Origin of the sequence: Lentzea sp. NBRC 105346 (genome assembly GCF_030269605.1) — a bacterium.
Lineage (GTDB): Bacteria > Actinomycetota > Actinomycetes > Mycobacteriales > Pseudonocardiaceae > Lentzea.
Genome location: NZ_BSTQ01000014.1, coordinates 153,073 through 165,973, shown reverse-complemented (window position 1 = coordinate 165,973; position 12,901 = coordinate 153,073). Strand labels below are relative to the sequence as shown.

Here is a 12,901-nt window from a genome sequence, read left to right as displayed (position 1 = left end):
CCCCGAACCGGGCGATCACCAGAATCGATCCGACTCATTTGGTGAGAGGATCGGGGACGTGAGTGACATTCAACGTGTTGGTGTGGTGGGTTCCGGGCTCATGGGCTCGGGCATCGCCGAGGTGAGCGCCCGTGCCGGTCTCGACGTCATCGTCGCCGAGGTCAGCCCGGACGCGACCGAGGCCGCGCGCGGGCGGATCGCCGCGTCGCTCGGCCGAGGTGTGAAGAGCGGGAAGCTGACCGAGGAGGAGCGCGACGAGGCGCTGGGCCGGATCCGGTTCACGACCGATCTCGGCGACTTCGCGGACCGGCAGTTCCTCGTCGAGGCGGTCGCGGAGAACGAGCAGATCAAGACCGACGTGTTCACCGCGCTGGACAAGGTCGTCGAGGACCGGGCCGCGATCTTCGCGTCCAACACGTCCTCCATCCCGATCATGAAGCTGGGCATGGCGACGTCCCGCCCCGAGCAGGTCATCGGTGTGCACTTCTTCAACCCGGTGCCGGTGATGAAGCTCGTCGAGCTGGTGCCGTCGCTGCTGACCAGCGCCGCCACGCAGGAGGCCGCCGAGGCGTTCGTGACCTCGCGGCTGGCCAAGCAGGTGATCCGCTCGCAGGACCGGGCCGGTTTCGTGGTCAACGCCCTGCTGATCCCGTACCTGCTGTCGGCGATCCGGATGCTCGAGTCCGGGTTCGCCTCCGCCGAGGACATCGACCGAGGCATGGTGCTCGGCTGCGCCCACCCGATGGGCCCGCTGCACCTGACCGACCTGATCGGCCTGGACACCACGAAGGCGATCGCCGAGTCGATGTACGACGAGTTCAAGGAGCCCCTGTACTCCCCGCCGCCGCTGCTGCTGCGCATGGTGGACGCGGGCCTGCTGGGCAAGAAGTCCGGCCGCGGGTTCCACAACTACGCGGGCTGAGCGCCGAGCCGGGGGAGGTCCTCCCCCGGCTCGCGGCTCCGATCCATGACATGGCGAGGAGCCTCGCCGATGTCGATCACGGGCACATCGGGGCAACCACCCAACCCGCCCGCCCGGAGCACCCAATCCACCACCCAGTCAGGACCTCATGCACACGCGCTTGACCACGTTCGTCGGCCGGGCGTCCCTGCTCGAACACACGGCCGCGGTGCTCGGCCGCGCCCGGCTAGTGACGCTGGTCGGCCCCGGCGGCGTGGGCAAGACGCGCCTCGCCTCCGAGGTGGTGCGCGAACGCCCGGACGTGACGGTGGTGCACCTCGCGGACGTCACGGGCTCCGTGGACCGGGCGGTCGTCGAGGCGCTGGGCATCGTCGACCAGTCGTCGAACGACCCGGTCGACGTGCTCGTCGAACACCTGCGGGGCACGCGGACGCTGCTGGTGCTGGACAACTGCGAGCACCTGCTCGATCCGGTGGGCGACCTGCTCGCCACGTTGCTCGACGAGGTGCCGACGCTCCGCGTGCTGGCGACCAGCCGCCGCCACCTGGAGCTCGACGGCGAGCACATCGTCCAGGTGCCGCCGCTGGCCGTGCCGGACGACGCGATGGCGCTGCTGCTCGACCGCGCGTCGGCCGCGGGCCGGACGATCACCGACCACGACGCCGCGGTCCGGCTCGCCGAGTGGTCCGGCGGACTGCCCCTCGTGCTGGAGCTGATCGCCGTGCGGCTCGGCGGCGGGATGTCGCCGCAGGCGATCCTCGACCGGCTCGCGGGCGGCTCGCTGCTGACCACGCGGGGCACCCGCCGCGTGCAGCCGCACCACCGCACGTTGCAGCAGGTCCTGAACTGGTCCTACGACCTGTGCTCGCCCGGTGAACGCCTGTTGTGGGCGCGGATCAGCGTGTTCGCCGGCGGTTTCGATCTCAGCGCCGTCGAGGCGGTGTGCTCGGGCGACGGCATCACCGAACGGGAGGTCGTCGACCTGCTCGAAGGGCTCGTCCACCAGTCCGTCGTGACGGCGGGCCCCGACGGCCGGTACCACCAGCTGCAGCCGCTGCGCGAGTTCGGCCAGACCAAACTCGACTCGGCGTGCGCGATCCAGGACGCCCACGTCGCGTGGTTCCGCAAGCTCGCCGCGGACGCCGCAGACGGGTGGTTCGGCCCGGACGAGGTCGGCTGGATGGCCCGAGCCCACCTCGAGATGCCGAACTTCCGGGCCGCACTGCAGCACTGCGTGCACACCGCCCCGGAGACCGGCCTGGAGATCGCGACCAACCTCGCCCGGCTGCGGATGGTCTTCTTCTACGCGTTGCTCGGCGAGTTCTGCGAGTGGTTCGAACGCCTGCTGGCGGCCGCACCGCCGGACCCCACGCCGGAACGGATCGGCGGCGCGGCGATGCTCGGCTGGATCAGGTTCTGCCAGGGCTCGCAGCAGGCCGGTATCGCGCAGCTCGAACACTGCCGTGAGCTCACACGGGGCCAGGAGGCACCGCCGGTCGCCTTCCTCGAAGGCGCGTACCACCTCGACGTGCTCGTGGACCCGCAGGCCATCGGCTTCTTCCTGCGTGCCGCCGAGCTCTTCGGCACCGCGTTCGCGGGCGACCAGCAGATGGCGAAGCTGGTCGGTGCGATCGCCGCGTGCTTCACCGGCCCTCCGGAGACGGCGGCCGCGACGAGCGAGGACTGCTTCGCCGACGCGTCGGCGCGCGGCGCCGAGTGGGCGATCACCTGGGCGGTGTGGGCGAAGGGGCTCGCCACCGTGCGCTCCGGCGAGCCGCAGTTGGGCGTCACCCTCTTCCAGGAGGCGCTGTGCAGGCAGACCGCGCTCGGCGACAAGTGGGGCACGGCCTGGTGCGTCGAGGCGCTGCCGTGGGCCATGGCCGACCTGGGCGGTGCTCCGACGACGGCTGCCGAGCTGCTCGGTGGCGCGAGCAAGCTGCAGGAGACGACAGGCGTGGCGATCGCGGGCCTGGTCCCGTTCGTGCGGGAACGCGAACGGGCGACGGAGATCGTCGTGCGGCAGATCGGCGCGACCGCGTACCGCGAGGCCTACGCGCGCGGCGCGGCGATGTCCGCCGACGAGATTCACGCGCTCGCCCTGCGCCCGCACGGCGACGTGCCGCTGGACGGCCTGTCGGACCGGCGCAGGCAGGTCGCCGTGCTCATCGCGCGCGGCAGGCAGAACAAGCAGATCGCGGACGAACTGCACCTGTCGCTGTCGACCGTCGAGAACCACGTGCGCGACATCCTGCGCACGCTCGGGATGACCAACCGCGCGGAGGTCGCCGCGTGGGTCGCGCGTCACCAGAGCACGTCCCACGCGTGAACTCGCTCAGACGTGGCCGGCGAGCGCCCGCTCGTACACACTGAACCGGAAGTACACCCCGAGATCCGCAGGTCCGGAACCGCGCGTGCGGAAGCTGAGCAGCTCGTGCATGCCCGCCGTCGACTCGATGGGGTGCGGCGCGAGCGCCGACACCGTCTCCAGGTAGGGCTCGGGATCCAGACCCTCGGACCGCATCACGTCCGCGACCCGTCGCGCCGCCTCCGCGTCGGAGTCGACGTTGCCCGATAGCCGCAGGTAGACGTTGGCGTGCTCGGGCCCCGAAATCCCCGGCCGGAAGGCCAGGCACGTCATCGGTTCGTTCGCCGTGGTCGCGGCGTCGCCGTAGATCGCGCGATAGGTCCGCCTCGCGCGGACGGAGTCGTGGCGCCGCGCCAGCGAGGCGATCCGATCCAGTTCGTCGAGGTCGATGTCGGGGTGGCGGAAGTACACCTTGACGCGCGCCGAGGCGTCGTCGCGCAGGTCGAGCGCGAAGAAGTCGATCACGTGCCCGCGGGTGGCGAGCATCTCGTACTCCTCGCGAACCGGTTCCCACGCCTCGGACAGACCGAGCCGCGCCATGGCCTCGGTGACCACGTCACCGATCGCGGCGAGCCCGCGCACCTGCGGGTTGAAGTAGACCTTGTAGTGGGGCCGCCGGCCGGGCAGCCACGCGAGGGAGTGCCACACCGTCGGCCGGTACCGGCGGGGGTTGTCCGTGACGAAGAGGTCCTCGACCAGGTCGTAGCGGGCGGCGGACGCTCCGTGCCTGGTCACGAGCTCGCGCGTCAGGTTCCGACCGGCCTGCTGGCACGCCGCCGGGGTCGGCTCGGCGCCGAGCGACTCGAACAGGATGCGGATCTCAGGCACCCTGTTTCGCCAACTTACGGAGAACTCGAGCGGAAAACCGTCCCGGGAAACATACGATGGACAATCGCATTGCTCGCCAATAGCACGATGCCCCCACGCGGACATGACAGAAGTCACATCACCGATCACGTCAAGAGCTCCGGACTCCGCAATTCCAAGTCCGGCACAGACCTTCGCCCATTTGTCAAGAACGAAGTCGATGTAGGTGGTGTCAGGAGTCGAGAAAAGCGCCTCTCGTCTGGCGATGCTCGCCACAGTCGCACAACTGGACACTTCCACACCTCCGGCCCAAAGAAGTACTCTGCGAGCTGCGAAAAAGCAATGGGACGAACTGGGACTGGGCTATATGACACAACAGGAAATTCGGCACGCTCAGTCACCCCTGTACTCCGAGAGGGTGGCGCCCCCTCGCATCAGCGATGATCGGAGTCAATACGCCGATCAGAGCAGGCGGGGCCACACGTGTGTGATCGGCGCAGGCCTCGCAGGCCTCGCCGTGGCGAAAACTCTTCGCGAACGCAATTCCACCTTCACTGTCCTGGAGCAGACCAGCGGCGTCGGTGGGCTGTGGCGCAGCGCCGCCGAGCGCGTCCCCTCGCCCGGCTACGCCGCCCTCCACCTGAACACGTCTGCCAAGGTCAGCGCCTTTTCGTACTTCCCAATGCCGGAGTCGTACCCGCGCTATCCGCGGCACGATCTGGTAGCCGACTACCTTGGTTCGTTCAGTGCCGAGTTCGGCCTGAACGAGCACGTCGAATTCGAGACGGAAGTCGTTGACGTCGCACGCAATGCGGATTCCACCTGGAATGTTCGTACACGTGAACGCACGTCCGGGCAGGAGCGGGTGCGCACGTTCCGGCACGTCGTCGTGGCAACCGGGCACCACTGGCACCCCAAATGGCCTGAACCCGCGATTCCCGGCGCCGAGGACTTCCCTGGCGAACAATTGCACAGCTTCGACTACCACTCGGCCGCCGACCATGTCGGTAAACGCGTGGTCGTCGCAGGGTTCGGCAATTCAGCAGCCGACATCTCGGTCGACCTGTCTCGTTTGGCGAAAGAGACGTACCTTTCGATCCGACGCAGCCTGCATGTCACCCCGAAAACCATGTTCGGCATTCCGATCGATGAAATCGCGTCGGCAGGCTGGTGGGCCCGTATGGGATTCGAGCAGCAGCGCCGTTTCGTCGAGCTGGTGCTACGGGTCGTTCGCGGCCGGCTGACCGACTACGGGATTCCGGAACCGGACCACCGGATCTTCTCCAGCCCGGTGACGATTTCCGACGAACTGCTCAGCCGAATCAGCCACGGCGACATCACCGTGCGGCCGGTCATCGAGCGGTTCGACGGCTCAGAGGTCGTCTTCGCGGATGGTTCACATGTCGAAGCCGACACCGTCGTCTACTGCACCGGCTACCGCATCGTCGTCCCGTTCCTGCCCGACGAGTGGTACCGCAACCCTGCGGGCCAGATCACCCTGTACCACCGCGTGGTCCCGCCACATCTCCCCGGTCTGTACTTCGCCGGGTTCATCCGGCCCGTCGGATCCATCACCCGCCTGCTGGAAGGGCAGGCGGAGTGGATCGCCGACCTCGTCGAGGGGTCCGTGATCCTGCCGGACGCCGCCGAGATGACCGAAGAGATCGACCGTCACCTCGAAGGCGCTCTGCGCCGGTACGGTCCGAGCGAGACGGACTCGGTACAGGTCGACTTCGCTCCGTACCTGGAGACCCTCCTCACCGAGCGGCGGGCTCGAGCCGGCTCATCGCGTGCTGGATGAGGCCGACCAGGACTTCCTTGCCCGACTGCCGGACTCGCGCGTCGCACTTGACCACCGGGATGCGCGAGTCCAGGTCCAGGGCGCTGCGCAGCTCGTCGATCGAGTAGTCGTACGAGTCGTCGAACATGTTGACCGCCACCAGGAACGGGATGTTGCGCCGTTCGAAGAAGTCGATCGACGGGAAGCTGCTGTCGAGCCTGCGGGTGTCGACCAGGACGACCGCGCCGATCGCACCAGTGGCGAGCTCGTCCCACATGAACCAGAACCGGTTCTGGCCGGGTGTGCCGAACAGGTAGAGCACGATCCGCTGGTTGATCGTGATGCGACCGAAGTCCAGGGCGACCGTGGTGGTCTCCTTGCCTTCGATGCCGGCGAGGTCGTCGACGTACGTACCCGCCTCGGTCAGCAGTTCCTCTGTCCGCAGCGGAGGAATCTCGCTCACCGCACCGACGAGCGTCGTCTTGCCGGTGCCGAAGCCGCCGGCGACGACGATCTTGACCGCAGTGGGGACGTCAGAGTCCTCGAACGCCATCGAGTACCGCCTGGAGTAGGTTCCGATCGGGGACGTCCGCGTGCGGACGGTTGTGCACGACGATGTCACCGCGCTGCAGCAGGTCGCTCAGGAGCACCTTCACCACGACGAGCGGCACGTTCAGGTGTGCGGCGAGCTCGGCGACCGACGTCGGCCGGGCACAACGGTCGAGAATCTCACGGTGATCAACCGACAGCGAACTCGGGTCTGACACCGTTGGCATGGCGAGCACCTGGGTGATCAGGTGCAGCTCGCCAGCGGGCCGCGTACGACCGCGCACCATCGCATACGGCCGGACGAGCGGTCCGGCTGCCTCGTCGTACCACCAGTTCTCCCTCGACGACATCAGGACGACTCCCGCGCCACGGGCAGCGCCGTCATCGCCTCCATGCGCGGCGCCGAGGACAGGTAGGTGCCGACCCGCTTCACGAGCATGTTCATCTCGTAGGCGATCTGGCCCATGTCGGCGTCTTCTTCGCTCAACGCCGCGAGGCACGCGCCGTGACCGGCGGCCGTGACGAACAGGTAAGCGTGTTCCATCTCCACGATGGTCTGCCGCACCGCACCGCCGCCGAAGTGCCGTCCGGTGCCGCGCGCGAGGCTCTGGAACGCCGACGCCATCGCGGACAGGTGCTCTGAGTCCTCTTTGGACAGCTGCGCGGAGCGGCCGAGCAGGAGCCCGTCCGCGGAGAGCACCACCGCGTGGCGCGCGCCCACGACGCGGTGGACGAGATCGTCGAGCAACCAGTTGAGCTCGCGGTGCTGGTTGGTGTTCTCGGTCATGCGGAGGGTGCTCCTTCTGCTCGAGCATCGCGGGTGCCCTGTTGGAAGGCGGTCAGGCCACGTCGGGTGCGTTCGGCGGACTGATCGGTGATGAGGTCCGGCACCGGATCCGCCTGCTGCGGCTGATCCTCGTTCGCGAGCTGCGGTGCCAGGTTCTGCTGCTTGCGCCTGCGGGGCAGCGCTGGCTTCTCGTTCGCCCGCGGCGGGGCGGGGGTGTTCGCGTTCACGTCGTGTTCCGCGGGGCGCGGGTCGAAGCGCAACGCCGCCTCCTCCGTCGCGGGCACCGGGAAGCCACCGGTGTCGGCTGGGGCCGACTGCCCGTGCTGCTGCTCCTTCACTGAGCGCGTCGGCATCTGGGTCGTCTCGCTGACATCGCCCGCGGACGCCACGCTCTCCGCGATGATCGCCTGCGGCAGCACGATCAGTGCGACAGTGCCGCCGTACGGCGACTCACGCAGCTCCACCTTGATTCCGCGCTTGGCGGCGAGCCGGGCGACCACGAACAGGCCGAGCCGTGACTCGCCCTTGAACGCCATGGCCTCGAAGTCCGGCGGGAACGCGAGTGTCGCGTTGGCGCGGTTGCGCTCGTCCAGCGTCATCCCGAGACCATGGTCCTCGATCTCGACGACGATGCCGTGCGGCACGACGCTGCTGTGCACCTGCACCTCGGAGCGCGGTGACGAGAACGCGGTGGCGTTGTCGACGAGCTCGGCGATGAGGTGGATGGTGTCGGCGACAGCCACGCCGGCGAGTGCGCGGTCCGGCACCGGGTGCACGCGAACGCGTGCGTATTGCTCGGTCTCAGCGACCGCTGAGCGCAGAACATCGCTCAACCGCACGGGTTTGCGCCACTGCCTGCCAGGCTGCTCGCCCGCGAGGATGATCAGGTTCTCGGCATTGCGGCGCGCGCGAGTCGCGAGGTGGTCGAGCTGGAACAGCGAGTCGAGCTGCTCGGGGTTCTCCTCCTCGCGCTCCAGGTGGTCCAGCAGCTTCAGCTGGCGGTGCACCAGCCCCTGGTTGCGGTGCGCGATGTCGAGGAAGACCCGGTTGACGCCCTCGCGCGCCTGACTCTCCTTCACGGCCGCGGCCACCGCGGTGTACTGCGCCGCGTTGAACGCGTCGGCCACCTGGCCGATCTCGTCGTTGCCGTAGTCGAGCGGCGGCACCTCGGAGCGCACGTCGACCTGCTCGCCCTTGCGCAGGCGACCGACGATGTGCGGCAGCCGTTCGTGCGCGAGCGTCAGCGCGTCCTGGCGCAGGTTGCTCAGCCGGGTGATCAGCGCCCGGTTGACCAACCGGCTGGAGACCCGGACCGCGGTGATGATGCCGCCGAGCACGACCAGCAGCGCGATGATGCTGCCGATGAGCACGGTGAGGAACTTGCGGTTGCCGTTGGCTAGCCCGGTGTCCGACGCGGCGACGGCCTGGTCGACCCCCAGCTTGACGAGCTGCTCGGACACCGGCCCGACCACGGCCGACCACTCGGCGGGCGAGATGCGGTAGGTGCGCGACCCGATGAACGCGCTCTCGTACGTCGTGAGCTTGCGCCAGTTGTCCGACGACGTCAGCTGTTGGTACGACGCCTGCACCTTCGGGTCGGCGAACGGCGTCGTCGACTTGAGCAGCGAGTGGTAGGCGCCGACCAGGTTGACGTACTCGAGGTGGTCCTGCGCCGACAGCTCCGACCCGGCCAGCGCGCCGGAGACCACCGAAGACGATCGCGACATCCAGTCCGCCGCGCGGAACAGGTCCGTGGCGTTGAGACCGCCCTGGCCCGCCTCGGCGTCCGGCACGATGCGCGCCTGCGTGCCGAACAATGCGGATCCCGCGTCGATCAGGCTGTTGTAGTACGCGTAGATCTCGTTCCTGGCTACGTTGCCGCCCTCGACCTGCGCCCGGCGCTGCGGCAGTTCGGCCAGCACCCCGTCCAGCGCGGTGATCTTGTCGACGACCTCGGCGGGCGCGTTCGACGCCAGCTTGTCGAACGCGGCCTTCATGGTCTTGACATCCTCGTCGACCTGCCGCTGCTGGTCCCGCAGCGCCTCGCGCCTGGGATTCTTCTCGCTGAGCACGGTCATCGTGAGCTGGCGTTCCTTCTGGATCGCCACAAACGTGTTGACCGCCGGAATGCTCGCGTCCTTTACGCCAACGGCGACGGCTCGCACATAGAAGCCGTCGAAAACCGTGTACGACGAGAACGTCAGCCACATGACCAACAGGACGACACTCGGAACGACCACGATGCCGGTGAGCCTGGATCGAATGGTCCGGTGGTCGGTCTCCTGAGCCTTCGTCTTACTCACAAACGCCCCACGATCACCCGATTGGCTACGGACCCGATCACGCCACAAGATCAATGTCACCATACGGCATCGATCACGCGCGTAACGCGACTGGCAGGGTACCTAGTCGTGTGACAGATGCGATACCCGGTCCAGGGGTCACGTTGCTAGCAGCGACCCCTGGCAGCACGATTCAGAACCGCCCGATGGCGACCGCGTTGTAGGGGGTCGTAGGCGTGGGAGGGGTGCTGAAACGGGCATTCGGCAGGTAGAGCCGGTTGCCGAACGCCGCGACGGTCGTCGGCACGTCGAACCGCGGGTCCGTCGTCTTGGAGACCAAAGTTGCACCCTCTGGGGTGAGCCGGTACTTGGCGACGGTGTTCAACCGGTTCTGCACAACGTACAGCGTGTGACCGCGACGCAGCAGGCCGTCACCATTTGTGAGCGTTTCTCCGTTGAGGCTCACGTTCTTGGTGACGCCGGTGCACGGGTCGATCAGGAACAGCTTCCCCGTGTTGCTCTGCACGCTGAGCAAACTGTTTTCGAATGTTTCAATGCCGTTCAGGTTCGTGGCGCCCGGCGTGACCTGGAGGTCTCCGGTGAGCTTCAGGACCTTGTGGTCCTTCGGAAGGTTCAGGCCCACGTGGTACAGCACGGCTTGGCGTGAGTCGGTGAACCACGCCTCGCCGTCGCGGATGATGACATCGTTGACGAACGTGTCGGCGGTGGCGAACTGGTAGGTGGCGAGCAGCTTCCCCGTCCGGGTGTCGTACACGCGTCCCTGCCCGGACGGCCCGCCCGCGACCCACAGCCGCTTGCGGGCGTCGACCTTCATGCCGAGCGAGTTCGCGACCGTGCCCTTGGCGAACACCTCGCCCTTGCCGGTCCGCAGGTCGGCCGCGTAGATGGACCCGTCGACCCGCGACCCGAAGTAGGCCGTCGTGCCGCTGATCGCGATGCCTTCGGGCTGCCAGCCCGCCGGTAACGCGATCTCGGTCGGAAAGCTGGAGCCTGCGGTGGCCGGTGCCGCGACGCCGAGCGTGAGCCCGAGCAGAGCCGCGACCAGGACACCGATTCTGGCCTGCATGTGCCGCCTCCTCGTGGATTCGGGTTGCGGTCCCGAGTCTTTCGCAGGGGCCGGGCACATGCGCCACATCGACAGCGGATGAACAGTTAACGGAACTTCCGCAGGACCCAGCGCTTCTGCCACGGCGTCTCGACGGCGTGCCGGTCGTAGTGCTCCCGTGCCCACGCAACGGCGTTCTCGGGCGCCACGCCTGCCACGATCGCCAGACACGCGAAGACCGTGCCGGTGCGTCCCTTGCCGCCCGCGCACGCGACCTCGACCCGTTGTCCCGCAACGGCTCGCGCGTGCAGGTCACGGATCTTGGCTATCGCGTCGGCGTCGTCCCTGGGCACCCAGAAGTCCGGCCAGTCGATCCGCTCATGCGGCCACGCGGGCGCGGGCCCCTTCGCGAGGTACAGCCCGAACTCGGGCTCCGGGCCCGCCGGCATGGGGTTGCGCAGACCGCGCCCCCGCACCCATGCCCCGTCCGGCAGTTGAACGGCCCCTTCCAGCACAACGCCCCCTCACATGGAACTGAGCACCTCGGCGATCAGCTCCAACGACTCCCCCGGACTCAACGCGACCGCCTGCAGCGCCGCGAACCTCAGCGTATAAGGCTCGCGCTCCTCGGGTCGTTCGACATACGAACCGCGCTGCACCGACTGCAGGTACACCACGTCGTCGTGCTGCTCGTGCGGGAACGACAGGATGGTGAACGGTGAGCCGTGCGCCGGGTACGCGCCCGCGTCGAACGGGATGAGCTGGATGGTGACGTTCGGCAGCTCGGCGAGCTCCATGAGGTGCAACAGCTGCGCGCGCATCACCTGCGGGCCGCCGACCAGCTGCCGCACCGCCGCCTCGCACAGCACGACCTCGACCTTCGGCGGGTTCTTGCCGCGCAACCGCTGCCTGCGCCCGTCGCGCATCGCGATCTGCTGCTCGGCGATCACGCTGCCGCGCACCGGGTCGTCCGCGAGCGCCAGCGCGGTGATGTAGTCCGGGATCTGCAGGAACACCGGCACGACGTCGATCCTGAAGGCGCGCAACGCGTTCGCCTCGACCTCGAGCCGGCAGTACTCGCCGACGGCGTCGAAGAGCACCTTCGCCTCACCGGTCGTGCGCAGCTGCCGGGCGTGCTCGGAGTTCGTCACGAGCTGCTGCCGCTCGGGCGACGCGACCTGGTACACGAAGCCGAGTGCGAGCACGTCGACGGGAGTCGACGGCTGCAGGGCGTTCTCCATCATCGACAGCTTCGCCGTCGAGAAGCCGACCCGCCGTCCCGCCTCGGACAGGCTGAACTCGCGGTCGCGCCGCCACTCGCCCAGCGCCCTGCCGATGGCCCGCTCGAGAACGGTCGCCCGGAACTCCTTTGCCATGAGATCAGCTTAAGCGGTGCCGTGACCGCTGAAGCACACCGCATGGTGTGGATTTCTGTTATACAGCAAGGAGTCTTATTAGATACCCGTAACGCGCGTATGCGATCCGCGCCACTGTGGACGGTCAGATGGAACGGTTCCAACGGCACCTTGTTCGCGCGATCGTGTGGGGATAACCGTTAACCCGTCGGCGCGCCCGTTAGTCGGCCATCACGTGCGTGCAGTTGACGGCTTCCCCCGAACTGCTCGTCTCGGCGCGCACCTGCCGTCCGTTGATGATGATCTTGCACGTGAGCGTGCCGTGCACGCCCTCCAGCCGCAGGCTCACCTTGCCGTGCTTCGCGCCGGACCGTTCCCACGGCATGTCGGGGTTGCGCAGCGTCTTCTCCTCCTGTCCGGGGAAGACGTAGGTCAGTTGGTCCGTCGTACCGGTGCCCTCGACGCGTAATCGGATGTCGGGCGGCACCGCGCAGCCGGCGGCGAGCAACGCGAGAACCAGCACCACTCTCATGGCGTGACAGTAAGAAACGGGCCGGTGCGCGGACATCAGCCCAAAGGCTCAACCCGGATCAGCCGTCAGTCTGACAACCGCAGCCCGGCGCACCGCAACGACTCCTCCACACGCAGCCGTTCGATGTCCTTGTCCACCCCTTCGGGCAGCACGTCCAGCTGGTGCTCGACCTGGACGGCACGGCAGGCCTGCTTCAGCAGTTCGTCGTATGCCTGACGCGCGCTGACTCGGCGCAGCGCGGGTGTGCCTGGTTCGTAGAAGCGCAGTACCCGCCGGACGCGCCGCAGGTCGGCCGCGATCGCCTCGACCGGTGGACCCTCGGCCATGACCTTCGGGTGACGCAGGCGCCTGACCAGGCGCGGGAGGCGGAGTAGCAGCCAGAAGAGAACGCTGGGCGCCACCGCCGCGATGACGTACAGGAGGAAGTTGCCGAAAGGAGTTTCGGCCATAGCTCAT

13 protein-coding genes are annotated in these 12,901 nt (G+C 68.0%); 3 read left to right on the top strand and 10 right to left on the bottom strand.

Annotated features, from left to right (window positions below; all coding sequences use genetic code 11):
• Window positions 1–58: 58 nt before the first annotated feature.
• Window positions 59–922 (top strand): 3-hydroxybutyryl-CoA dehydrogenase, encoded by an 864-nt coding sequence (locus QSK35_RS28065; protein ID WP_285750528.1) that lies wholly within the window; start codon window positions 59–61, stop codon window positions 920–922.
• Window positions 923–1,070: 148 nt separating this feature from the next.
• Window positions 1,071–3,248, top strand: coding sequence for an ATP-binding protein (locus QSK35_RS28060; protein WP_285750527.1), 2,178 nt, complete (start codon window positions 1,071–1,073; stop codon window positions 3,246–3,248).
• A gap of 6 nt (window positions 3,249–3,254) precedes the next feature.
• Here QSK35_RS28060 and QSK35_RS28055 read toward each other — a convergent pair whose 3' ends face one another.
• On the bottom strand, window positions 3,255–4,220 hold the full coding sequence (locus QSK35_RS28055) for a tryptophan dimethylallyltransferase family protein (protein WP_285750631.1): 966 nt from the start codon (window positions 4,218–4,220) through the stop codon (window positions 3,255–3,257).
• Window positions 4,221–4,581: 361 nt separating this feature from the next.
• Between QSK35_RS28055 and QSK35_RS28050 the strand changes: the two genes are divergently transcribed.
• Window positions 4,582–5,895 (top strand): flavin-containing monooxygenase, encoded by a 1,314-nt coding sequence (locus tag QSK35_RS28050; protein ID WP_285750526.1) that lies wholly within the window; start codon window positions 4,582–4,584, stop codon window positions 5,893–5,895.
• Here the strand turns inward: QSK35_RS28050 and QSK35_RS28045 are convergent.
• The 9 genes from QSK35_RS28045 to QSK35_RS28005 form a co-directional block, all read right to left on the bottom strand.
• Window positions 5,852–6,427, bottom strand: a complete 576-nt coding sequence (locus tag QSK35_RS28045) for a GTP-binding protein (protein WP_285750525.1) — start codon at window positions 6,425–6,427, stop codon at window positions 5,852–5,854. The genes QSK35_RS28050 and QSK35_RS28045 overlap by 44 nt on opposite strands.
• Complete coding sequence (locus tag QSK35_RS28040) at window positions 6,408–6,773, bottom strand: DUF742 domain-containing protein (RefSeq protein WP_285750524.1); 366 nt, start codon at window positions 6,771–6,773, stop codon at window positions 6,408–6,410. The genes QSK35_RS28045 and QSK35_RS28040 overlap by 20 nt, the downstream gene beginning before the upstream one ends.
• Complete coding sequence (locus QSK35_RS28035) at window positions 6,773–7,210, bottom strand: roadblock/LC7 domain-containing protein (RefSeq protein ID WP_285750523.1); 438 nt, start codon at window positions 7,208–7,210, stop codon at window positions 6,773–6,775. Before QSK35_RS28035 ends, QSK35_RS28040 begins: the two co-directional genes overlap by 1 nt.
• Window positions 7,207–9,513 (bottom strand): sensor histidine kinase, encoded by a 2,307-nt coding sequence (locus QSK35_RS28030; protein WP_285750522.1) that lies wholly within the window; start codon window positions 9,511–9,513, stop codon window positions 7,207–7,209. Before QSK35_RS28030 ends, QSK35_RS28035 begins: the two co-directional genes overlap by 4 nt.
• A gap of 172 nt (window positions 9,514–9,685) precedes the next feature.
• Entirely contained in the window at window positions 9,686–10,579 is an 894-nt protein-coding gene (locus tag QSK35_RS28025; protein ID WP_285750521.1) for an SMP-30/gluconolactonase/LRE family protein, read from the bottom strand.
• 86 nt (window positions 10,580–10,665) lie between these two features.
• Window positions 10,666–11,073, bottom strand: a complete 408-nt coding sequence (locus QSK35_RS28020) for a protein-tyrosine phosphatase family protein (RefSeq protein WP_285750520.1) — start codon at window positions 11,071–11,073, stop codon at window positions 10,666–10,668.
• A gap of 9 nt (window positions 11,074–11,082) precedes the next feature.
• A complete protein-coding gene (locus QSK35_RS28015; protein ID WP_285750519.1) occupies window positions 11,083–11,934 on the bottom strand; it encodes a helix-turn-helix domain-containing protein in 852 nt (283 codons plus the stop codon).
• Window positions 11,935–12,133: 199 nt separating this feature from the next.
• Window positions 12,134–12,445 (bottom strand): hypothetical protein, encoded by a 312-nt coding sequence (locus QSK35_RS28010; protein WP_285750518.1) that lies wholly within the window; start codon window positions 12,443–12,445, stop codon window positions 12,134–12,136.
• Between the two features lie 65 nt (window positions 12,446–12,510).
• Entirely contained in the window at window positions 12,511–12,894 is a 384-nt protein-coding gene (locus QSK35_RS28005; protein WP_285750517.1) for a hypothetical protein, read from the bottom strand.
• Between the last annotated feature and the right edge of the window lie 7 nt (window positions 12,895–12,901).